We start from the raw sequence: 24,798 nt of genomic DNA, 5'->3' as shown, positions 1-24,798 counted from the left end.
ACCAGCTTAAAAATCAGTATTTATATTGCTGATTATCAATATATTGTTGTCTATGCAACTAATATTCGCCTTGAATTTTGCTTACGCCGCTCTACTTCCCCTCCCTTCGGCTTGTTAAGCTCTGGTTATACTCTCTCTGTCATGCTGAGAGGAACGAAACATCTCGACCCTCCAATACTTTTGATGCAAGAGATCCTTCAACTACGTTTCAGGATGACAGAGAGAATATCCGTTGCTTTCCTCTCCCTTGTCGTGGCTTGCAGCCCTCTCTCCCTTTGGAGAGAGCGGGGAGTGAGGTGATAAAAAGTAACACATGTAACATCTTTTCGTTACTTTCTTATTGTTACTTTTTCTTTAGATACAAGTAGACAAGGTACGAGATACAAGTTCATATTTTATCAGAAACCAACTCGTTAACTCGTCTACTGGTATCTTGTATCTCTAAAAAGTAACACATGTAACACCTTCTCATTACTTTCTTATTGTTACTTTTCCTCTCCCTTGTCGTGGCTTGCGGCTCTCTCTCCCTTTGGAGAGAGCGGGGAGTGAGGTGCTATATAGATAAACTTTTCCTCTTTCCATTCGCATCAATACATAATTTTCTTTATTTTTATATCTCAATTTTGTATGTTAATAAACATCTTGGAGGCAATGCTGTTGGTTTAACATTTTTCTTATCTTTAAAAACAAATAAAAAAACTCGTTTAATATCCACGTAAACAGGATAAACTGTTAGTAATATGGAATACAATAAAACAAATACCTATCTGAAATTTGACAAAAGCCGCATGGTCAATCTGGAGTATTCCCTCAAGCGGGAAATACTGCGTACCAACCGGCGCGGGGCTTACCATTGCACCACTCTGGTGGAATGCAATACCCGCAAGCAACATGGATTGTTGGTGATGCCTGTACCCAAGCTCGACAACTCTAACCATGTCCTCCTTTCGTCTTTCGACGAAACAGTTATCCAGCATGGAGCCGAATTTAATCTGGGGATTCACAAATACGACGGCAATAATTATAGCCCGATGGGACATAAATATATCCGCGAATTCAACTGTGAGTCACTCCCTCAGACCATCTATAGGGTAGGAGGCGTAGTGCTGGCCAAAGAAAAAATGTTCTCGCTCAACGGAAACACCATCTACATACGCTATACGCTGCTCGATGCCCATTCGCCTACCACAATACGGTTCAGGCCCTTCCTCGCTTTCCGCGAAATAAACCAGTTGACCGAAGAAAATACAGTTGCCGAACACGGCTACAAAGAAGTGGAAAACGGTATAAGTATGTGTATGTACAGCGGTTATCCCGAACTCTTCATGCAGTTCAACAAAGAGGCTAAATTCATATTCCACCCAAGCTGGTACAAAGGCATAGAATACGAAGAAGATAAAATGGCGGGCTTGCCTTACAAAGAAGACCTTTACGTACCCGGATACTTCGAATTGCCGATCGAAAAAGGAGAATCCATCATATTCTCGGCCAGCGATACAACTGCCGACACAGCCAACCTGCTCAGCCTTTTCGAAGAAGGAATAAAAAACCGTACACCACGGTCTTCTTTCTACAACTGCCTGAAGAACTCAGGACACCAGTTTTACTTCCGTCCATCGGCAGACGAGCTTTACCTGCTCAATGGTTATCCTTACGGAAAAGTTACTGCCCGTGAACAATTCATGGCTCTTCCGGGTTTGACACTGGGGATAGAACGTCCCGAAGCATTCGAGCAAATAATGGATACCGCCATACCGGCAATAGAAGCCTTCATGAAAGGCGAACCTGTGTCGGGCTTCCTGAAAGACATAAGCAATGCCGACGTTTTGCTGTGGATAATAAAAGACTTGAAGAAATTTTCGGAATACGACCACGAGCGTTTCTATGCAAAATACGCCTCGCTGGTCAACCGGTTGGTTGCATTCATACAAGAGGGCAATCATCCGGAACTCACCCCCCTTGCCAATGGCTTGCTGAGTGTAGATAGCAATATCGGCAACCCAAGCTGGATGCACCATGCCGACAGTCCGCGCGAAGCAAGGCCTCCGCGAACAGGACTATTGGTAGAGGTCAACGCAGCGTGGTACAGTGCACTGATGTTTAACCGCGACATTGCGCACCACCTGCAAGATGAGAAACTGGAGAAAAAAATGACTGCGAACGCCGAAATAGTGAAGGCATCGTTTCTCGAAGTCTTCCTCAACGATGGCGGCTACCTCTACGACTATGTAGTAGGCAATTATGTAGACTGGAGTGTACGCCCCAACATGCTTCTGGCTATAGCAAGCGACTATCCGTTGCTGGACAAACGGCAAAGCAAGTCGATAATAGACATCGTAACCAAAGAGCTGCTTACAGCCAAGGGGCTACGTACCCTTAGCCCGAAAAGCATCGGGTTCAGGCCTCGTGTCGAAGGATCGCTTGTCGACCGTGTATATAGCTGCTACAATGGTGCAGCATGGCCGTGGCTACTAGCTTCGTACCTAGAGGCATACCTCAAGATATTCCAGCGTAGTGGCTATTCGTTCCTCGACAGGCTACTCATTGGCATAGAAGAAGAAATGTCGAACGACTGTATAGGGTCGTTGTCGGCATTGTACGACGGCAGCATCCCTTATTTCGGGCACGGGCCTATATCGTATGCCATAAACATAGCAGGTGTGCTGCGGGCATTGGACATACAGCAGTCGTTTGCAGACGAATATTGATTTGAGTAAATAAGTTAGAATTATTTAGATAAGACATATATGAAGGCATTGATGTTTGGATGGGAATTCCCCCCCCATATATTAGGAGGGCTCGGTACAGCCAGTTATGGACTGACTAGGGGGATGGCTATGCAACCCGATATGGATATCACCTTTGTGATACCCAAACCGTGGGGCGATGAAGACCAGAGCTTTCTGAAAATCATCGGGGCATGCAATACCCCATTGGTGTGGCGCGATGTAAACTGGGACTATGTGAGCGAAAGGCTTTCGAAATACATGGATCCGCAGGAGTATTATAATATGAGGAATCATATATATGCCGACTTCAGGTATTTACATACCAACGATTTGGGCTGCATCGAGTTTTCGGGAAGGTATCCCGACAACCTGTTGGAAGAGATCAACAACTACTCTATAGTAGCCGGAGTAATAGCGCGGTCGCAGCATTTCGATATCATACACTCGCACGACTGGCTTACATACCCGGCCGGAATACATGCAAAAAACATTCTGGGCAAACCCCTTGTGATACATGTGCATGCTACCGACTTCGACCGTAGCCGCGGCAATGTCAACCCACAGGTATATCAGATGGAGAAAAACGGGATGGACCATGCCGACCATATCATTTGTGTAAGCAACCTTACGCGCCAAACTGTGATAGAGAAGTATCATCAAGACCCGGCAAAGGTCACTACCGTACACAATGCCGTAGAGCCTCTCAGTGCTGAGATAATGGCAATCAATCCCGAAAGGGGTATCAAAGACAAGGTAGTTACCTTCCTGGGGCGTATCACTATGCAGAAAGGGCCCGAATACTTTGTGGAAGCCGCCGCCAAAGTACTCGAAAGAGCCAACCACATACAGTTTGTAATGGCAGGGAGCGGCGACATGATGGAAAAAATGATAACCCTTGCCGCCAACAAAGGAATCTCGGACAGGTTCCATTTTACAGGCTTCCTGAAAGGAAAACAGGTATATGAAATGCTGAAACGGAGCGATGTATATGTGATGCCTTCCGTATCCGAACCGTTTGGCATCTCTCCTCTCGAAGCCATGCAGTGCAACATACCCACAATCATATCCAAGCAATCGGGATGTGCTGAAATTCTCGACAAGGCTGTGAAAATAGACTACTGGGATGTAGAGGGCATGGCAGATGCCATATATTCCATCTGTACCTACGATGCTATGGCCGAATTTCTGAGCCGGGAAGGAAAAACAGAAGTGGATAATATAAAATGGGAATATGCAGGACAGAAGGTAAGGAATATTTACGATAGCCTGTTGCCTTAAGATAGCAATACATATGTCATTCAGTTTAAAAAAAATAATACAACCAACATAAGATTATGAAAAATATTTGTTTCTACTTTCAGATACACCAGCCTCACCGGTTGAAGCGATACAGGTTTTTCAATATCGGCACCGACCACTATTATTACGACGACTTTGCCAACGAAGATTTCATCCAGCGTGTAGCAGAAGTATCTTTTATCCCGGCCAACAGGCTTATGCTCGACATGATAAACGAGCATAAAGGCAAATTCAAGGTAGCCTTCTCCATATCGGGTGTCGCGCTCGACCAGATGGAAATATATGCCCCGGAAGTATTGGACGGGTTCAAGGAACTTGCCGATACGGGCTGTGTAGAATTCTTGTCCGAAACGCAAGGGCACTCGCTGGCTTCGCTCATAGACCCCGAAGGTTTTAAGAAACAGGTAAAGGTACACGACGACAAAATAGAGATGCTTTTCGGGCAAAGGCCAAAAGTGTTCCGCAATACCGAACTCATCTACTCCGACGACATTGCAGGCTTGGTACACGAGATGGGCTTTAACGGCATCATCACCGAAGGTGCTAAAAGGACATTGGGATGGAAAAGCCCTAACTACATATACCAGTCGGCATTATACCCCCAACTGAAGATGCTGTTGCGCAACGGGAAGTTCAGCGACGACATTGCCACACGCTTCTCTAATTACGACTGGAGCGAATATCCGCTCACTGCCGATAAGTTTATCAACTGGATAGCTGCCACCCCTAAGGAAGAGCAGGTAATCAACCTCTTCATGAATTACGAAGCTTTGGGCAACTTCCAGAAGAAAAGCTCCGGAATATTCGATTTCATGCGTGCCCTGCCTCGCTTTGCAGCCGAAAAGAACATAGGTTTTGCTACTCCGTCGGAAATACTGAGCACGCTTAAGCCTGTAGATACCATTTCGTCTATGCACCCTATTTCGTGGGTGGGCGAAGAGAAAGACGTTTCGCCCTGGTTGGGAAACAGCTTGCAACAAGAGGCTTTCAAAAAGCTGTATGAGATATCCGAAAGGGTAAGCCTCAGCGAAGCCCGCCGCCTGATTCAAGACTGGATATACTTGCAGTCGAGCGACCATTTCTATTACATGGGTACTAAAAACCCGTTGCCATTCAGCCCTTATGCGTCTCCTTTCGAGGCTTTCAACACATATATGAATGTATTGAGCGACTTCAAGGAAAGGGTATATTCCGAGTTTCCAAGCTCGATAGAGACGGAAGAACTGAACTCATTGCTGCAAACAATACACAATCAGGCCGATGAGATAGAACGCCTCGAAAAATCGATAAAAGACTTAGAGGGCAAACCGCAGAAAAAGGCTGTTCCTGCCGGTGTCAAAACCGCTGCTAAAGCCACTACTCCCGCCAAAGCTCCTGCAAAGAAAGAGGCTAAGGCTGCTGCGCCGAAAGCAAAAACAACAAAGGCCAAAACGAAATAGAATAAACAGATTATCCGTGATACAAGCAGGTTTCATTTGCGAAGCCTGCTTTCTTTTTATAGTGGGTTTCCCTATCTGAACATCTTATCTATCACATCGTCCTCCATAAGCGAGATGATTGTCTTTCCGTCAGGCGTATGCTTGTGAGCAGCAGAACTAAACAGTTGCTCTATGATGCGGTTCATTTCTTCGTCCGATAGTTTTTGCCCGTAGTGTATAGCAGCAGCATTTGCCATCGAAAGGGCCAGAGCCTCCTGTATTTCTTCTTTTACATCGCTGCCTGATTCTATACTCTGGTGTATCATATTGTGGATAAGCTCTATCGGCGATACGTTTGTCACCTCCGACGGTATGCCGTTTATGGCATAAGCATTGTTGCCCAGATGGCTGAGGTCGAACCCGATAGCTTCCAGATCGTCTATCAGGTAAGGTATCATGGCGGCTTCCGATGGTGTCAGCTCTATTATTTCGGGAAACAGGGCGCGTTGCGAAACTCCTTTCTTTTGCTTTATCTGGCTCAGAAACTGGTCGAACAGGATGCGTACATGTGCGCGGTGCTGGTCGATAATCATCAACCCCGATTTTGCGGAAGTCAGTATGTACCTGTATTTGTACTGGTAGTGAACTGCCATGTCGCTATTTACAGGCGTGGAACTTCTTTCTGTTTGTCCCACAGGTTCTTGCGGACTGAATATGTCGGATGTTTCCGGTTGTATATTTTCGGTATTGCTATCTTTTTCAAAGCCTTCGTAAAACTGTTCCCAGTCCAGCTTCGGCCGCTGATAACTACCACCGCCACCCGATGACGGGGTCTTGAATGGGTTGTACGAAGGGTTTATATTGACCTGCGGTTGCCCTACATTCCGCGAGGGGTCGTGAATCGGGATATCTATCGCACCCTCGGTATCGAAGTCTATAGTCGGCACTTCGTTAAACTTGCCTAAGGCTTCTTTTACGGTAGCCGACAGTATTTGCCAGATAGGCTGTTCGTTTTCAAACTTGATTTCCGTTTTTGTAGGATGTATATTGACATCTATCGTAGAGGGGTCGACATCGAGATAGATAAAGAAATTTGGATTTTCGCCTGCCGGTATCAATGGCTCGAACGCAGAGGTTACAGCCTTGCTGAAATATGGGTGGCGCATATAACGTCCATTGACAAAGAAAAACTGCTGTGCGCGGGTCTTACGTGCCGATTCCGGCTTTCCTATATACCCTTTTATCTTTACTAGGGAGGTCTCTATATCGATGGAAATAAGCTGCTGGTTAAAGTTCTTGCCTACTACATTCACTATCCTTTGCCGCAGGTTGGATGCCGGATAACGTAGTACCTCTATTTCGTTTTCCGAGAACGAAAGTTCTATCTCCGGATTTACCAGTGCTATACGCTCCAGTTCTGTCAGTATATTGCGGCGTTCGGTATCGTTCGATTTCAGGAACTTTCGCCTAGCCGGTATGTTGAAGAAGATATTCTTTACCGCAAGGTTGCTCCCCGCCGGGCAGGCAGTGCATTCCTGCAACTCTATTTGCGAGCCGGATATCTTGAGCAGGGTTCCCAGTTCGTCTTCATTCCTGCGTGTACGCAGTTCTAACTGTGCAACCGCCGCGATGGAGGCAAGTGCTTCGCCCCTGAATCCCATTGTATGTAGGGCAAAAAGGTCGTCGGCCTTGCGTATTTTAGATGTTGCGTGCCGTTCGAATGCCATACGTGCATCTGTGCCCGACATACCTTTGCCGTTGTCTATCACCTGTATGAGCGATCGCCCGGCGTCTTTTATTATAAGCTGTATGCTGTCTGCTCCTGCGTCGATAGAGTTTTCTATCAGTTCTTTCACTACAGATGCCGGACGTTGCACCACCTCGCCTGCTGCAATCTGGTTGGCTATAGAATCGGGTAAAAGGCGTATTATATCGTTGTTCATGCAAATTAGTCGTTGTCGGTTTATATTATTTCATCAGCCCTCGCTTGTTCCCAATGGGAGAAACAGAGAGGTGGAAAAGTAACAAAAGTAACACTTTTTCGTTACTTTTTCTTCTCTCTTGTCGTGGCCTTGCGGCTCTCTCCTTTTGGAGAGAGCGGGGAGTGAGGTGGCAAAAAGTAACACTTGTAACACCTTTTACTCTTTTTTTACTGCCACTTTTCCCTCTCCCTCGTCATGGCTTTGCGCATAAGTCCCCCAAGGGGGATTAGGGGGCTTCCCTTTGGAGAGAGGTGACCTATATAGATAAAATTTCCGGATAATAATTGTTGTCGGCAGCAGCTAAAATTCCATTTCCTCGTCATCCTGCCTTTTGAACACATCGGAACGCTGAGGCCTCGAATCTTCTGCTTTTTTCTTCGTTTTGCGGAATATATCGTGCCTGTCGGTAGGCCTTAGGTAGTCGAACCAATAGAAGTCGGATAACCGTAGCTGTTCGTCGAGCAGCAGATGGAATGGAGTAGTTTTCCCCACTGGCTGAGGCCATGCTACCAGTTTGGTAAAAGCCCCGTTTTCCATATATATATCCAGATAACTACTTGTAAGGTAGTTGAGAATCTTAGAAAGGCTCTTGTCTTTTTCTTCAGGATATGTAATGGTTTCTACGTTGCCTTCGGCCAATACCCGCCTCACCTTTTTATCCTCGAAATAAACTTTCAGGCTACGGCTTTTCAACTGGTTGAAGTGTATAGAGTCTTTTTCTTCGATGGAGAAGCTATACCGCTTGACGTGCATAAAGTTGATCGTACTATCGTTCATATGTATGTCGATAGTATCGCCCGATAGTTGCCTGTTGGTATTCCATATCACAGGATCTTTGTACATATGCAGTATCGAGTCTTTCGAATCGAATTGTAGGGAGTCGCATATGCCCTGCATATCCGATCGGTAAAATCTTACGCCGTAGTACGCCTTTATCTGCCTGTGCATCGTTATCGTTGTATCTATCGGTATAGGCGGCAAAGCCGGAAGGCTGTCGCCGGCAACCGGCAAAAGCTGTGGCAGCGAATCGGCAAGCTGTATGTGTGCAATGGAGTCTACAGGTGTTTTTTCTCCTGTCGGTATTTCGGCATTGAGGGCCAGCGAGTCTATGCCTATCGTATTGGCAAGGCTGTCTTTGATGAGCAAACTGGTAGAGTCTGCCGGCATCAGAGGCTCTTGCTTGTAATGGAAAACCGTATCGGCTATGCCTATCAGTTTCAATGTATCGGCATGTATAAACAAGCTGTCGCTTTGCGAATATTCGATAGCAAATGCCGAATCTGTGGCAAGGGCAAAGTCGTTCAACTCATCGTAATATCCATAGTGGCCGCGCAGGATCACTTTCTTCACTGTATCCTGCAAAAGCATATTGCCGAATACTTCGCCATATCCCTGTGCCTTATAATAGAAGATGGAGTCGCCTTTGAGGAATCGGTTTCCTTCTTTGTTGACCACTGTCGACTGGTCGAGCAACAGCGATTCTTCGGTATCGGTATTGTACCACCCGTTGCTGGTATAGATGATTCCGCTGTCGGATTCTATTACGGTCGGGGTGGATATATATGCGGTTTTTATTCTGGTGTCGTACCGCAGCCTGTCGGAATAGAGTTTAAACTGAGGGTTGGTGAGTACAACGCTATCCCTGAATGTAGCCATGTTTATATTCGGCTCGTATTGTCCCCAGAAGGATGTAAGTTCGTTGAGCGTATCTACGAGCATCCCCCCATCGAAATAGTAGCCCAGATTCATCATCCGGTCGTAGTTGAGGCTGTCGGTAAACAGTGTTACGTTTTGCGGGATATGTTCCATTACCACTTCCCTACGCACTTTTACCAATTTGAGGTTGCCGTCGTAGTGCATATATTTACCGTAGAGGAATAGTGTGTCGCCCTGTTCCATCCTTACGCGCCCGAAGGCTTCGAACGAGTTTTCGCTTTCGTTCCAGTATGCGCTGTCGCAATAGAGGTACGCCCCATCGTGGAGGAATATCACGCTGTCTTTGAGTACTTGCGGAATAAAGTTGTTGCGGTGTATGAGCCTGTTACTATTGATAATGGTAATGACCCTTACTCCATCTTTATTCGTTCCTGCTGCCGGGGGAGGCGTTTGCGATGTTTTCGGCGGGGGTGCTTGCCCTACTTCGGCCATCATCGGGCGTTGCGACGACAGTATGGTTTGTGCCGACGCATATAGAACAATGAGGCACAGAACACTGGTTAGTGGTATTCTGTGCCTTTGTTTCAGATATTTAGTTAGTTTGCAGAACATCTTTCAGTTAAGAATGTTTTTAACTATTCTTCCTTAACCCATCCCGAATATTGGAACTCACAATTTTTCCAATTATCGTCGATGCGTATATACGTACTCTTTATTTTATTTTGAAGCCACTTTTTCAATATTTCTTCTTGTTTGTGGCCTTCTACGATTTCTTTCAATGCCTGATAGTCGTCCGAAACGTTGGCAATATGCCCTTCGGTACGGCTTTTCAGTTTTACGATGGCTATTGCTTCTTTTCCGTTTTTCTGCATCATTTTGAATGGTGCGGATATTTCGCCTATTTGCAGTTTGTCTACAGCCTTACCCACTTCGGCAGGCAATTCTTCCATCGTAAAGCGTGGAGTGCCATAATAGAACGATTCGGAACGGTTGACCATCAGCCCGTTGTTGCCACGGGTATCTTTGTCGTATGAAAATACGGTAGCATCTTCGAATGTATATTTTTTGTCGTTTATTTCGGTAACTACTGTATCGAGTCTTAGTTTAAGTTTTTCCAATTCTTCGTTAGGCACTTTCGGACGCATCAGTATGTGGCGTACGTTGACGAGGTCGCCCCTGCGCTCTATTAGTTGTATGATGTGGAAGCCGTATTCTGTTTCCACTATGTTCGATACTTTTTTCGGGTCGTTCAACGAGAATGCGACGTTGGCAAATTCGGGTACCCATTGCGCCCGTCCGCTGAATCCTGTTTCTCCACCATTGGGAGCCGAACCGTCTTCCGAGTACATGATGGCAAGTGTAGAGAAGCTTTCACCGGCATTTACCCTGTTGGTAAATTCGCGCAGGCGTTCTTTTACTTTGTCTATTTCCGATAGCGGCACTTTTGGCTCTTGTGTTATTATCTGTACTTCGACTGTGGTCGGTATATATGGCAAACTGTCTTTGGGTAGCTGGGCGTAGTATTTCCTTACTTCCGAAGGGGTAAGGTTTCCTTTTTTGCCTACAAGGGATTTCTTGACTTCCGAAACCAGGAAGTTGTTGCGGATGTCTTCCCTCCATTCTTCTCTGAGTTGTGTCATGGGAGCTTGCAGGTATTCTTCCGCTTTCTCTTTCGAACCGAGGTTGGAGATAACCATGTTTTCCTGACGGGTGACGCCTCTGGCTACTTCCGCTGCCGGAACGTCGATACTGTCTATTTTTGCCTGGTCGAGAAAAAGTTTTTGCACGGCTAGCTGTTCGGGTATGAAGCAATATGGGTCGCCGTCGATGCGTTCGCCTCTCGACAGCATACCTATCCTTACCTTTTCTACATCGGATTTTAGTATGGCTTCGTCTCCTACTACCCAGATTATCTGGTCGATAATATTGTCCTGAGCTTTGCTTTGTAGCCCATAAGCTAATAATACTGCCAGTAAAATAAGTTTCCCTGCTTTTCCTATCATTTTATGTGTTTATTAAAAAGTCGCGTAAATATAGTGATAATGTATTACTTTTTTTCTCTTAACGCTGAAAAAGAGATTATATTCTATTTATTGTAAAACTTAATTTCGTCGGACGATAGTGCCTTCTCGTACAAATCGCTGCGTACTTGTTGCAGGTAAGAGGCTTTTCGTTGCTCTTTGAATATCTCTTCCAGCGTATTTCTTATATAAGTAAATGGTGCTTCTGTCCCTGCCAGTTTATATTCTTTTATATTCAGCAGATAGACGAAGGCCGAATCGCTTAGTTCTATGTTCTTGTTTGCCCTCAGCAGTTGTTGTTCATCTCCTATCGTGGTGGGGATGTTGGATGTTATATCGCTGAAATTGACCCAACGGTCGTAAAACAAGTCGTAACTCATGGCATTTTGCAATATGTTGTTTTCTATGTTTTCGAGCGCGGCATCGGTTCCCAGTTTGTACCATTTCTGGAAGTTTGCCAGTTGGGGCGAATTAGCCGGTACTTTCAGATAAAGCCCCTTTACGATATTTTCTTCCAGTTTAAATTTCTCTTTGTTTTCTTCGTAATAGGCATTCAATTCCTTTTCGGATAGTATTTTCGAGAAATGTTCTTTCAGCAGCCGTTCCTGGTATATGTTGGTTATAAGCGATTTCCTGTAGTCTTCTACCAGCGCATCAATATCTTCTTTGTCGGTTATGTTTTGCGATGCTTTTTCCAGTATCAGTTTGTCTTTTATCCATGTGTCGATAAAAGCCTGTGTGGCCTTGATGCTGTCTTCGCCTGTCAGCCCCGGCGGCAATGCTTTCATCAGGTCCGACTTGTACAGCACTTTGTTTCCGACGGAGACTATTGGCGTTTTGGTTTCATCTATGTCTGCATTTTCCTGCTTGCAAGCAAGAAAGAGGCATCCGGTTATGATATAAAGCGAAATGATGAATAATTTTCTCATTGTATATTTTTCAAAACAGATTTATCAATGTCAACTTTGTATTTTTCTCTCAGGTGCTTGCTCCAGTCGAGTTGCAGTTGTTCTTGGTAATCAGCCACAACAGCATTCCTTACGTCGGTATAGTCTTCGGGAGTATCTATAAATTTGCCAATGACAGCGAAATAGGGATATTCCCGGTTGGCCTTAGGCGCTTCGCCCCCGAATATCTTATTGTCGATGTATGGGTTCTCCTTTTTATACCATGCGCCCGATTCGAGCCTTACCTGTGTCGATTTTTTGTTTATTTGTTTTCTGATAGCGTTTGCCAGCCCTTCCGTAGTAGTTTGTTTGGCAGCCAGCTTTTGGGCTTTGGCAAGGGCGTCCTGCGTTTTGGCAAGTATGACAGTGCCTTTGTATTTGGTGGCCGACAGTGAATATTTGTCTTTATGTTGTGCAAAGTATTGCGACAAGCCTTCTTTATCAGTCTTTGCCCTTTGCCAGATATTTTTTTCCAATACTTCGGACGACAATAACTGGTTGGTGAAAAATTCCATAGCTTGTTTAAACTGAGGGTTCCTGTCCTCTAGCGTACTGTTGTTGTACTCGGACACTGCAATCCAGATGAACTTGTTGAAGTAGCTGTTGAGTATGTCGGTGGTCATATTCAGAGGGTTTTGCTCTACTATAGCAATGGTGGGCAGCTGGCGGGGGCTCAGGTTCGATTCTTTTTGTTTTATACTGATGTACTGCACAAAGGCATTTACATCGTATTGTCTTTTTCCTTCTATGTCGATAAGTATGTCGTTGCCATTGGTTACCGATGCTATAAATGCGGTGTCGCGTGGCGATATTTCCGATGCTATATTATTCAGTTTGGCATAAGAGTCGTTGTTGATTTTTATATCGAACCGGCTGATTAGCTCCTTTCTCAGTTCCGCTGCCAACTGATCCGATTTATCCCTTTTGGAAACCGCTTCGACCATTGATTTTTTCATGCTCTCGTAGCCGGCTATCGCTTTCTTTTTCACCAGCCTGATTATGTGGAAGCCGTAGTCGGAAAGTATAGGTTGGCTGATGTCGCCGGGTTCTTTCAGGCTGATTGCTGCGGCGATAAATGTAGGTGGGAGGTTGGAGTCGAGCCTGATTTCTCCGAAGAGGCAGTCTTCTCTTCCGGTTTGGAATACTTTTGTGTATTCGGCACATAAGTCGTCGAAGGTGCTTTTCCCTGTGCGTATCAGTTCGTATTCGCGCTTGGCAACAATTTCGACACTGTCTATCAGGTGTTGTGTAGGCGGTATTCTGGGAAATCCGAATACTACTTGTTCTACATCTACCCCTCCTATTGCCGGACGCCTGTTCAGGGCTTGCACTATATGGTATCCTTTCTGTGTACGGATAGGCTTGCTTATCTCCATCAGGGGCATGGTGTACACGGCGTTTTCCACGTTGTTGGACAGCATCAGCGGGGTAATCCATCCGATGTAGCCATTGCGGTTTTCGGCACTCATCTGCATTTCCGTGTCAGTCTTTGCAACAGGAAGAATGTCGGGCGTAAAGCCTTCTTTCTGTATCTTCTCGTACAGTTTCATTGCTTTCTGGTAAAGTGCTAAAGTATCGGCCGGGAAGATCGTATTTTTTTTGTCGAAAGGGAGCAATACATGGTTTACTTCAACATTGGTAAGGAAGCGGCCGTACAGTTCTTTATAGAATTGCTCCTCTATATTATTGTTTGCCTGATAGGGGGCCGCCAGCCGGCTGCGAAATGCATTGTATTGCGAACGGTATATCAATGTGGTGTCTAATTGCTGTGCCCGTGCTTCTTCTACATTCAGCTTGAAGTCGATGTACGACTCAAGGAATTCTTCTATGCTTTGTTTTTCTTCTGCATATTCGTTTCCTCTTGTGTATGCCTGATATACTTCCGACAAGTGTACCGGTTTGTTGTTTATGGTGAAAACAACCGGGTCTGCCGATTGCGCATTTAGTGTGGCTGCAACCGAAAGTAGTGTAAAGAATAGTAAGAGTAATTTGTTGCGCATAGTTTATCTAACGATATTTTACTGAAAACTGACGACAAAGATACGAGAATATAGGTTTGCAATGTTTTAAAATATTCTAAAATAAAAGGCAAACTGCCGCAAAAGGGCTGGATAATGAGTGTCCTAAACCCTTCTGCGGCAATTTTTTATTTTAGTAGAAGCCGGGATGTTTATTCCCCTCTGCTATAGTTCGGTGCTTCGCTTGTTATGGCCACATCGTGCGGATGGCTTTCTGCCACGCCGGCATTGGTGATGCGGGTAAATTTGGCTTTGTGGAGTTCCTTGATGTTTTTTGCTCCGCAATAGCCCATTCCGGCACGTAGTCCGCCTGTCATTTGGTAAACGACTTCGTATAGCGAACCTTTGTAGGCTACGCGTGCAGCAATGCCTTCGGGAACAAGCTTCTTGATGTCGGCTTCCATATCTTGGAAATAGCGGTCTTTCGATCCTTTTTCCATGGCTTCCAACGATCCCATTCCGCGATAAGACTTGAACTTACGGCCATTGAATATAATGGTTTCGCCCGGCGATTCTTCTACTCCTGCAAGCAGTGAGCCCATCATTACCGAGTATCCTCCTGCTGCAAGGGCTTTTACTATGTCGCCCGAATAGCGCAATCCGCCGTCGGCAATCAATGGTACGCCAGTGCCTTCGAGTGCTTTCGCTACATCGTAGATAGCCGAAAGTTGCGGTACGCCGATTCCGGCTACAACGCGGGTAGTACAGATCGACCCCGGGCCGATACCTACTTTTACGGCGTCTGCTCCGGCGTCTGCCAGATATTTGGCAGCTTCGCCTGTGGCTATATTACCTACTACTACGTCGATGGCAGGGTAAGCGGCTTTTACCTTTTTCAGCATCTCCACCACTCCGCGCGAGTGCCCGTGGGCGGTGTCGATAACGATGGCGTCTACACCGGCATCTACCAGTGCTCCTACACGTTCGAGGGTGTCGAATGTTACACCTACACCGGCAGCTACCCTCAGGCGTCCGTTTTCGTCTTTGCAGGCAAAAGGCTTGTCCTTAGCTTTGGTTATATCTTTGTATGTTATCAGTCCTATCAGCTTGTTGTCGGCATCTACTACCGGCAGCTTTTCTATCTTGTGTTGTTGCAGTATGTCGGCTGCTGCTTCGAGGTCGGTAGTCTGGCGGGTGGTGATGATGTTTTCTTTGGTCATCACGTCGTCTATCAACTGGTTCATGTCGCGGCGGAAACGAAGGTCGCGGTTGGTGACGATACCTACCAGGCGGCTTTCGGTATCTACTACCGGAATACCTCCGATCTTGTATTCGGCCATCATCTTCAACGCCTGCCCTACGGTCTTGTCGCGCAGTATGCTGACAGGGTTCGATATCATTCCGTTTTCGGCACGCTTCACAAACTTTACTTGTTGCGCCTGTGCCTCTATCGACATGTTTTTGTGAATAACACCAATTCCACCTTCGCGGGCAATGGCAATAGCCAACTTAGCTTCTGTGACTGTGTCCATAGCTGCCGAAACGATAGGGATGTTTAACTTGATGTTGCGTGAGAAATTTGTCGATAAATCGACTTCGCGTGGGAGTACTTCTGAGTATGCGGGGATCAACAATACATCATCGAATGTTAATCCATCCATTACGACTTTATCTGCAATAAAAGACATATATATAAAGAGCTTTGAAATTTATTGCGTGCAAATATAATCATTTTTTGCCAAGGGGGAATTATAAAATGCTGAAAAAATGCGAAAATGGGCGCATCTTAGTCTTTTTTTATTAATTAGGGTATAGATAGGGCGGAAAGCCTGGGTAAACGTATGAAAAATGGTACTACAATTTTAGCTACTGTAGGGGCTGTGAAAAAAATAAAATAGGACTATCAAAGTGATAGCATTTTACTTTTTCTTCCTCAGGTCTTTATCCTCATAGTCGCATATGGCTTTGATCCATTCTTCGGTCAGAGGTTTCGACTTTTGTTCTATCAGGTCGTAAGTGACCATTGTAGAGGTACATACACATTTCACATCCTTCGTTTCGGTGTCTATTACTCGTTGTGTCAGGTCGAAACTCTTTGTGCCGATGCCTGTTACGGCAGTTTGTACAGCTATATTGTCGATGTCGTGAATCTGTGAGAGGAAAATCACTTCGAGGCGCACAACCAGTATTGCATCCCTTTCCCAGTTGACATTCGGGCATACAGAACCGAAATAATTTGTTTTTCCCAGATCGTAAAAATTGAGATATATCGCATTGTTGACGTGTCCGAATTTGTCGATATCGTTGAAGCGTATTTGAACCGGCAGGGTGTGTTTGTAAGATATTTCTTCCATAATTTTTATTTTGGCCTCAAAGTTAGGCTATTTCCAAAGATTAACCATCGTCTACCCGGATTAAAAACTTGACGGAAAAATTGGCTCTATAGTCATAAAACTTATTTTGAATAGCCTCTTCCTGTGATTTTTATGCTAAATTTGCGTTACTTTAATAGAAATAAATGTCTCAGAATAAGAACACATACCAATTAGGCATAGCCCTTAGTGGAGGAGGGGCAAAAGGCTTTGCCCATCTGGGGGTATTGGCTGCGCTCAACGAAGCCGGGTTGTTTCCGCAGGTTGTTTCGGGAACAAGTGCAGGGGCGTTCGCCGGGGTGTTGTATGCCGACGGGCATAGCCCCGAAGAGATACTTTCGTTTTTCAAGAAAAAAGCCTTTAAGGAATTTGCTTCGTTTACCATTCCGCAAGGAGGATTTTTCAAGACAGACGGATTTCAGACGTTCCTGAAAAAGCATCTGCGGGCAAGGAATTTCGAAGACCTCAAAATCCCTCTGCGTGTGGTGGCCACCGATATAGAACATGGCGAGAGCCGCGTGTTTTCTTCGGGACAGCTCATCCCTGCGGTTATCGCATCGTGTTCGGTGCCTATCATATTCCGTCCCGTAGAGATAAAAGGACATTATTATGTAGACGGAGGGTTGTTCAAGAATTTCCCCGTATCTACCATCCGCAAAGAATGCGACAAGATAATAGGCGTAAATGTAAGCCCCATTATGAAATCGGAGTTTAAGAGTTCGATAAAATACGTGGCCGAACGTTCGTTTCACTATATGTCTACGTCCAACACCCTGCTCGACCGCAACTTGTGTAATTACTTGATAGAATCTACTGAATTGTTCAAATACTCGATGTTCGACCTCGACCATGTAGAAGAAATATACGATGCGGGGTATCATCTGGCAAAAGAATTTTTAAGCAAGAATGAGGGAATCCTGTTACAGGACACCTCTTCGAAAAAGGCGAATCAATAAACAATCTCGCAAAAAGGACTGTTTATAACCTTTATCAAAACCGGATTTAATTATTAAAAAAATGATGAAAGAGAAAATATTTATCTATCAGGTATTGCCCCGGCTGTTTGGCAACGACAAGAATGTGAATAAAGAAAACGGCTCGATGGAAGAAAACGGTGTCGGTAAATTCTCCGCTTTCGACAACAAGGCTCTGAAGGAAATCAAGAAAATGGGCTTTACCCACATCTGGTACACCGGTGTGCTCGAACATGCTTCCAAAACCGACTATTCGGCATACGGCATACCCAAAGACCATCCCGATGTGATAAAAGGGAATGCTGGTTCGCCCTATGCCATCCGCGACTACTATGATGTTTCGCCCGACCTTGCCGATAACATCGAAAACCGGATAGCCGAATTTGAAGCCCTGATAGAACGCACCCACAAAAACGGAATGAAAGCGATAATGGACTTTGTGCCAAACCATGTTGCACGCCAGTACCGATCGGATGCCAAGCCTAAAAAAGTAAAGGATTTCGGGGCTGCCGACAAAATGGATATGGCCTTCGATCCCGATAATAATTTTTACTACATACCCGGCCAGCGTCTCGAGATAGACTTCGCCACCCACAGAGGAGATGATGCTTATAACGAATTTCCGGCAAAAGCGACAGGGAACGACTGTTTTACCAACCGCCCCGGCGTAAACGACTGGTACGAAACCGTGAAGCTCAATTACGGCTTAGACTATAACAACGGGCGTGCTACCCACTTTATGCCCGAACCCGATACCTGGCTCAAGATGAAGGACATACTGCTCTACTGGACAGCAAAGGGCGTCGATGGCTTCCGCTGCGACATGGCAGAAATGGTTCCCGTAGAATTTTGGAACTGGGTGATACCAAAGGTGAAGGCAAAAAACAAGACGCTTGTCTTCATCGCCGAAGTATATAATCCCGCTCAATACCACAATTATGCGCATTGCGGACTGTTCGACTACCTGTACGATAAGGTAGACCTGTACGATACCCTCCGGGATGTGATTTGCGACAGGAAACCGGCTTCGGAAATTACTTTCAGCTGGCAGCGCATAGGCGACCTCCAGCCTAAGATGCTCAACTTTCTCGAAAACCACGACGAGCAGCGCATCGCCTCCGATTTTTTCGCAGGCGATGCCGCAAAGGCAATGCCCGGCATGATAGTGGCCGCTACCATGAATGTAAATCCCGTAATGGTATATTTCGGCCAGGAATTGGGCGAACGCGGAATGGATAAGGAAGGTTTCAGCGGAGTAGACGGGCGCACCACTATTTTCGATTACTGGTCGGTAGACACCATACGCAACTGGCGCAACGGCGGTGCATTCGGTGCTTCGGGACTGACGAAAGAACAGGCAGAGCTTCGTAAGTTTTATATCCGCCTTATCGAAATAGCAAAAGAAGAAGAGGCTATCAATTCAGGCAAATTCTTCGACCTGATGTATGCCAATTACGAAAACCCGCATTTCGATTCTACAAAGCAATATGCGTTTCTGCGTTCTTCTAAGAAAGAGTTTATTCTGGTAGTTGCCAACTTCGACTCTCAGGTAGTGGATATTACCGTGCAGATACCCGAAAATGCTTACGAATATATAGATATAAACCCGATGCGGATGAAAACCGCCAAAGAGTTGCTCGCAAAGAAGAATTTCACGCTGAAAGGCGACTGGAGCAAGGCACTGCAAATAACGATGGAAGCAAACTCGGGGAAAATTATCAAATTTTCTTTGGACTAAGTAACTGTTTAAATTTTATACGAATACTTTCGCTCAGCTCAAGTAGCCCGCTACTATCGCTTCGCGCATGAAAAAATTAGCCGAAAACAGTTCTAAAAATTAGAATGAATAAAATTTAAACAGTTACTAAGGCTTTATGCGCAATAGTTTTCTTAACTTTGCGCCCGGAAATAAACTATAAGAACCTGTTTAATGATCAACAAAAAAATGGAAACCAACATCCCATTTAAAATTTTTTCGGGGACAAATTCTCGCTATCTCGCAGAAAAGATATGCGCCAATCTGGGTTGTCCGCTAGGCAATATGAATATAGAATATTTTGCCGACGGAGAATTTTCGGTGTCTTACGAAGAATCTATCCGAGGTTGCCAGGTATTTCTGGTTCAATCTACCTTCCCTAATTCCGACAATCTGATGGAGCTGCTATTGATGATAGATGCAGCCAAAAGAGCTTCGGCACACTCTATCGTCGCTGTAATTCCATACTTCGGATGGGCGCGCCAAGATCGCAAAGACAAGCCGCGCGTATCAATAGGTGCAAAGCTTATTGCCGATATGCTGGCAGCAGCAGGTATCAACCGGTTGATTACGATGGACTTGCATGCCGACCAGATACAAGGATTTTTCAATGTGCCTGTAGACCACCTTTATGCTTCCGCCATATTTGTAGACTACATCAAGACACTGGATATGGAAAACCTTGTGATTGCCACACCCGACGTAGGAGGTACAAAGCGTGCCAGCTCGTATGCCAAATATTTCGGAATACCAATGGTAATCTGTTACAAGCTGCGTAAGAAGGCAAACGAAATCTCCGAAATGCACATTATTGGTGATGTGAAAGGGATGGATGTATTGTTGGTAGACGACATTGTTGATACAGCAGGAACTATAACAAAGGCTGCCGACCTGATGATGGCAAACGGCGCCCGTTCGGTAAAGGCTATCGCCAGCCATGCCGTAATGTCGGATCCGGCATCGGAGCGTGTAGGCCTGTCGGGACTCGAAAAAATGATATTTACCGACAGCATACCGTATTCCAAGAAATGCGAAAAAGTAGAAATACTATCTGTAGCAGAGGTATTTTCCAATGCAATCCGCAGGGTATTGTCTAATGAGTCTATCAGCTCGCTATACGTGTTGTAAGACGAGACAATTATATAAAACAAGAAATGGGTTGCTTACAATGCAACCCATTTCTTGTTTATTTCTCTGTGAAACTCTGTGGTTGAAACTCAATCTCAACCTATTCCTCGTCTTCGTCCTCGTCAAAGTCAGGTATTTCGGTATGCTCGCGGCTTAGCACCTCGTCTATCTGGCTGCATACCTCCGAATAATTGTCGGTGTTCGACAGGCGGTCTATTGCCTGCAATGCACTTTTCAGCGATTCGAGTGTAACCACATCCTCTTCGCTAGGCCCTGTTTCGGGACTCTCGATAAACCAGCCCAGTTCGTTCTTAAAGTCGGCTTCAACGGCTTTGTAGAAGGAAAGCGCAGCATCAATTTGTCCCAACTGTTCTTTTATCTGTGCCGACTCCAGCATGTCGGGGCCTACCAGATTCTTGTAATGCCCCATAATGGCAAGTGTAATCTGTGTGCGGTTCATTATCAGGAAGTGCAGCGTATTGTTGTCTGCATCTTCTTTCTGGCGGTAATAGTATATCAACGCATTGAACGAAGCCCGGAATCCTGTGCCTTCTGCCCATACCAAAGCATTTACAGGCCTTTGCGGATATCCGTTCGACTCTTCCCGTATCTTACTCACTACATCGGGGATAGCTTCGAACAACTTATCTACCACCTGCAAGCGCAGTTCTTCATGCTCTCCGTTGATATCGAGAACAAGGATAAGCCTGATCAAATCCTTGAATAAAAGGCTGTTGTTTTCTTTCAGGCTAACAAAATCATACTCGTTTAAAACCTTGCTTTCGCCATCGGAGAATAATCCGGATACAATTGCGGGTAAAAGTTCGCCATCTTCAGCGGATATGCTTTTCAGTTCTTCTGTCTTGTTCTCCAGAATCAGATCCCAGATAGTTTTGTACTCATTGTCGATAAAAGATGTGATGCTGTCGTTCAATGTTAGTTTGCTCATAGTCTTAGAATGTTTTTATCGTTTTTTCTTTCTTTTGCTTGCGTTCGATTTTTTCTTAGCAGGGCTTTTCTTTATAGCCACACCTGTTTTATTTTTGCGTATTGTCTTATATATTTCTTCCTGTACCCGGTGGCGGATACCAAGGGAGGTAAGCCCTTTGTTTGTCCGTTTTTCGTGTACCCTGTTTGTCAGCAATATATAAATCAGATTGTTATCAGGGTCTATCCAGAAACAAGTTCCGGTGAAACCTGTATGCCCGTATGCACTGTTTGGCGTACTGATAGAAGTAGGGCTCGATTTATTGGTACGTGGTTCGGGCTTGTCGAAACCCAGCCCCCGTCGCGAAGTCGTACTTTTGGCAGAAGTAAAATAGGTGCAGGTCTGTTCCGAAAGATATTTTTCGCCCCCGTATGTACCTTTGTTCAATAGCATCTGGCATAGTTTGGCCAAGTCGTTGGCATTGGAAAATAGCCCTGCATTTCCCGAAATTCCCCCCATAAATGCTGCGCCCTCATCGTGCACATATCCCCTGATAAGCTGCTTGCGCAGGAAATCGTCTTTTTCTGTAGGGACGATACGGCTGGTATCGAACTTCTGCAAAGGGGTATATGTAGTGGTAGTTGCGCCTAATGGAAGGAAGAAGTATTTCTGGGTAAACGCGTTTAAATCCTGCCTGGCTATCTTCTCCACTGTCTTTTGCAACAGGATGAAGTTGAGGCAACTGTAGAGATAGGTTTTGCGCTTCCTCAGATTGGCATCGGCGATGGCTTGTATAATGGTATCCTGGTAGTTCTTGTTGATAAACATCTTATCTGCCAACGGCACAAATCCTTTTTTTGCTGCCACAGATACCATTTCGGGTTTGAATTTATAATCTGTACGCGCCCAGGTGGTTTCGTCGAATTGCGCCTTATGCGATGCAGTCTTCACCCGGCTAAAAAGGTTGCCTTCGTAGCTCGACTTGTCTATGGCATTCATATAATATGGGATAAACGGAGGCATCGCCGTTTCGTGCAACAAGGCTTCGCGAATGGTTATCCTTGCCTTGTCCGTCCCTTTCAGCGGGTCTACATAGGTGCTGATGGGCGTGTTCAGTTTTAGTTTCGACTGGTCGTATAGCTTCATCACGGCAGGCACGGTAGCTATTGCCTTGGTCATAGACGCAATGTCGTAGATATCGTCGTTGTCTACTTTGCGCTTGCCGTCGTATTCGAACGATCCGTAAGATTTATTATAAATAATTACCCCGTTCTTGGCAACGAGCAGTTGCGCTCCGGGGTAGGCTTTTTCCTTCAATCCCTCTTCTATAATGGAGTCTACGGGGCTGAAACGATCGGAAGGAATACCCAGCGATTCGGGTATATCGTAGGCTAATCTAGTTTTTTTTTTAGCCAGGCCTTTGCCTGCTTCAAACAATCCTTTGACCGAAACGGGTATCTTCCCGCTTGGGGCATAGCCGCCAAAGAGGGTTTGTGCTGTGTAGTCGTACGAGTATTCGTTGCCCTCGTAGCCCAGTACTACGGCATCCGATGCTTTTATCGAATTGCCGAATGCCGACATCCTGTAAGGCACTACGAAGAAAGCCAGCACGGTTTCTTTACCCTGCGTTACGGTGCGGATGGCTGTATCGGCACTGATCTTGGTACTATGTACCGAAACGATAACGGTATTATATTTACTTAGCTGGTTTTTGAGTTGCAGCAAAGCGTTAGCATTAGCCGCAGTAAAGCAGGTTACATCGCCATAGTTTTTCAGCCGCTTGTGAAACTCGTTGTTTGCCCCTTCGCCCAATGCCACGGCGGCAATCTTGCGTTTGTCCAGTTCCTTGAAAGGGATAATGTTTTCGCTATCCTTGAGCAGGGTAACAGCGGCCTTGCTCAATTGGCGGTTGACATGATCGGCTTGCGGGGTATTCAGGTTTTTTACCAGGGTTTTGGTATCCACCGGTTTGGTCTTGTGCACGCCCAGGATGTATTTATATGCCAATACTTTTTTGCACTTCTGCTCCAGCATGCTCTGGCTGATTGTACCATCGGCTACAGCCTGTTTCACGGCGTTGTATTCTTTCACCACACTCACAGGCCCCAGCAAGAGGTCGTTGCCGGCAAGCAGGGCGCGTACGCAATAATTGTCTTCGACCGAAACACCCTTCATCTGCAAGCCATCGGTGAAAATAAGCCCGGTGAAGCCAAGTTCGTCTTGCAACAATCCTGTCGCAACCTTTGCCGACAAAGAGCTGGGCTGTGCTTTCGGCTCTAAGGCAGGGATGTTGAGATGCCCCACCATCATCCCCGATAGTCCGGCGTTGATATATTCTTTGAAAGGTTTGAGCTCTACCTTGTCGAGCCGTTCCCTGTTGTGCGAAATAAGCGGTAGCACCTTGTGCGAGTCGGTAGAGGTATCGCCATGTCCGGGAAAATGTTTGGCCACCGACATCACGCCTCCTGCTTCGAGTCCTTTTGAGTACATAATGCCAAGCCTTGCCACCCGTTGAGGGTCTTCGCCGAAAGAGCGTGTACCGATAACGGGGTTTGCCGGATTGCTATTCACATCGAGGGCAGGGGCAAAGTTTACATGGATACCCATCAGCTTGCACTGGCGGGCTACTTCTTTGCCATAATAATAGAGCAGCGAATCGTTTTGAATGGCTCCCAGTGTCATATTGCGAGGAAATCGCGTGGTGCCGGACAGGCGCATGGCAAGCCCCCATTCGCCATCGAGGGTAATCATAAGGGGTACTTTTGCAGCTTTCTGGGCTACGTTGGTCAGGTTGGCTTGTGCCGCAGGGGTGCTTTTGGAGAAGAGAAGCCCTCCGATATGTTGTTTCTGCACAAGGGATATTATGCTCTTCCTGTTCGATTCGGTATCGTTGCCAAAGGCTAAGGGGATGAAAAGCTGCCCGATGCGCTGGTCGGTAGACATCTGGTTATAAACCGAATCTACCCATTTGGTCATTTGAGACCTGTTGACAGACTTGTAGAGATTGGGGACTGTCTTTTTATTTTGGGCGCTCGAGTTTGTGCAAAAAGTAAAAGCCGTAAGGGCTAATAGCGGTATATATTTTATTTTCATTTTTATTCCTGAAAGTATTGTATATACAAAAGTAAAAGGAATATTATTTAATATACAAAGTTTTGGCGGTTAATAAACATAGATTAACAAGAATCTTGTTTTCCTACCATTGGCTGTTAACAGGAAGGAGTTCTTGTTTTTTGCTAATGTCAATCAGTAGTTAAATTATATGTTCTTTTTTATACTGCGCGCAATCAGAGATTGCTTGCGTCCCTTTTGGCCTAAGCCCCAAAAGGAACCAAAAACGCTTTTGCGCCTCGCTTAGCCGTCCGACCCACTTTGCGCTTTGCCGGCTGAATGAAGTGAACTAACAGCAAGCCTTTTGTTGGCTTGGCAAAGTTGCATAACAGCAGCCCCACTTCATTCTACGCCGCCTGCATCGCGTGGGTACCCCGTACGCAAAGCTAATGGCGCGGGCTGACGCCCAACAAGAGTTTGCGACAATTCTAGTCGTGCGTCAGCTTTCCGTGCATTAGTTCCGCAGGCGGGAACCTGTCCGGTGAAGGCGGCGTAGAAAGGGATGGGGCGGAGCCCGTT

Annotated in this window: 15 protein-coding genes; 6 read left to right on the top strand and 9 right to left on the bottom strand. The window is 45.7% G+C overall.

The window, feature by feature from the left end:
• Positions 1-740: 740 nt before the first annotated feature.
• From D0T57_RS09475 to D0T57_RS09465, 3 genes are read left to right on the top strand one after another with little or no spacing between them, the layout of a single operon-like run.
• Positions 741-2,708, top strand: coding sequence for a glycogen debranching enzyme N-terminal domain-containing protein (locus D0T57_RS09475; protein WP_163273236.1), 1,968 nt, complete (start codon positions 741-743; stop codon positions 2,706-2,708).
• A 39-nt stretch (positions 2,709-2,747) separates the two neighbouring features.
• Positions 2,748-4,007 (top strand): glycosyltransferase, encoded by a 1,260-nt coding sequence (locus tag D0T57_RS09470; RefSeq protein WP_163273234.1) that lies wholly within the window; start codon positions 2,748-2,750, stop codon positions 4,005-4,007.
• Between the two features lie 56 nt (positions 4,008-4,063).
• Positions 4,064-5,467, top strand: a complete 1,404-nt coding sequence (locus D0T57_RS09465; RefSeq protein ID WP_163273232.1) for a glycoside hydrolase family 57 protein — start codon at positions 4,064-4,066, stop codon at positions 5,465-5,467.
• A gap of 71 nt (positions 5,468-5,538) precedes the next feature.
• Here D0T57_RS09465 and mutL read toward each other — a convergent pair whose 3' ends face one another.
• From mutL to D0T57_RS09430, 7 genes are all read right to left on the bottom strand, one after another.
• The gene (gene mutL / locus D0T57_RS09460; protein ID WP_163273230.1) at positions 5,539-7,389 is read right to left on the bottom strand and encodes a DNA mismatch repair endonuclease MutL; all 1,851 of its coding nucleotides are present in this window, start codon (positions 7,387-7,389) and stop codon (positions 5,539-5,541) included.
• A 339-nt stretch (positions 7,390-7,728) separates the two neighbouring features.
• On the bottom strand, positions 7,729-9,696 hold the full coding sequence (locus D0T57_RS09455) for an OstA-like protein (RefSeq protein WP_255490560.1): 1,968 nt from the start codon (positions 9,694-9,696) through the stop codon (positions 7,729-7,731).
• 23 nt (positions 9,697-9,719) lie between these two features.
• Positions 9,720-11,087 (bottom strand): peptidylprolyl isomerase, encoded by a 1,368-nt coding sequence (locus D0T57_RS09450; protein WP_163273228.1) that lies wholly within the window; start codon positions 11,085-11,087, stop codon positions 9,720-9,722.
• Between the two features lie 83 nt (positions 11,088-11,170).
• Positions 11,171-12,034: a peptidyl-prolyl cis-trans isomerase gene (locus D0T57_RS09445; protein ID WP_163273226.1), complete on the bottom strand. Its 864-nt coding sequence runs from the start codon at positions 12,032-12,034 to the stop codon at positions 11,171-11,173.
• Positions 12,031-14,052, bottom strand: coding sequence for a peptidylprolyl isomerase (locus tag D0T57_RS09440; RefSeq protein ID WP_163273224.1), 2,022 nt, complete (start codon positions 14,050-14,052; stop codon positions 12,031-12,033). The genes D0T57_RS09445 and D0T57_RS09440 overlap by 4 nt, the downstream gene beginning before the upstream one ends.
• Positions 14,053-14,222: 170 nt before the next feature.
• Positions 14,223-15,698 carry an IMP dehydrogenase gene (gene guaB / locus D0T57_RS09435; protein ID WP_163273222.1) on the bottom strand — a complete coding sequence of 492 codons (1,476 nt, stop codon included), beginning with the start codon at positions 15,696-15,698 and terminating at the stop codon, positions 14,223-14,225.
• Between the two features lie 231 nt (positions 15,699-15,929).
• Positions 15,930-16,364 (bottom strand): thioesterase family protein, encoded by a 435-nt coding sequence (locus tag D0T57_RS09430; RefSeq protein WP_163273220.1) that lies wholly within the window; start codon positions 16,362-16,364, stop codon positions 15,930-15,932.
• 164 nt (positions 16,365-16,528) lie between these two features.
• Here D0T57_RS09430 and D0T57_RS09425 point away from each other — a divergent pair, with 164 nt between their 5' ends.
• The 3 genes from D0T57_RS09425 to D0T57_RS09415 all read left to right on the top strand — a co-directional run bounded on the left by D0T57_RS09425 (position 16,529) and on the right by D0T57_RS09415 (position 20,240).
• Positions 16,529-17,338 carry a patatin-like phospholipase family protein gene (locus D0T57_RS09425; RefSeq protein WP_163273219.1) on the top strand — a complete coding sequence of 270 codons (810 nt, stop codon included), beginning with the start codon at positions 16,529-16,531 and terminating at the stop codon, positions 17,336-17,338.
• A 64-nt stretch (positions 17,339-17,402) separates the two neighbouring features.
• Positions 17,403-19,094, top strand: coding sequence for an alpha-amylase family glycosyl hydrolase (locus D0T57_RS09420; RefSeq protein WP_163273289.1), 1,692 nt, complete (start codon positions 17,403-17,405; stop codon positions 19,092-19,094).
• 207 nt (positions 19,095-19,301) lie between these two features.
• Entirely contained in the window at positions 19,302-20,240 is a 939-nt protein-coding gene (locus tag D0T57_RS09415) for a ribose-phosphate pyrophosphokinase (RefSeq protein WP_163273217.1), read from the top strand.
• 100 nt (positions 20,241-20,340) lie between these two features.
• Here D0T57_RS09415 and D0T57_RS09410 read toward each other — a convergent pair whose 3' ends face one another.
• Positions 20,341-21,189 carry a hypothetical protein gene (locus D0T57_RS09410; protein ID WP_163273215.1) on the bottom strand — a complete coding sequence of 283 codons (849 nt, stop codon included), beginning with the start codon at positions 21,187-21,189 and terminating at the stop codon, positions 20,341-20,343.
• Between the two features lie 15 nt (positions 21,190-21,204).
• A complete protein-coding gene (locus D0T57_RS09405) occupies positions 21,205-24,261 on the bottom strand; it encodes a glycoside hydrolase family 3 N-terminal domain-containing protein (protein WP_163273213.1) in 3,057 nt (1,018 codons plus the stop codon).
• Positions 24,262-24,798: the final 537 nt, after the last annotated feature.

The organism is Dysgonomonas sp. 511, assembly GCF_010501105.1.
Classification (GTDB): Bacteria; Bacteroidota; Bacteroidia; order Bacteroidales; family Dysgonomonadaceae; genus Dysgonomonas.
The sequence above is the reverse complement of the archived record's forward strand: the minus strand, read 5'-3'. Positions and strand labels throughout refer to the sequence as shown.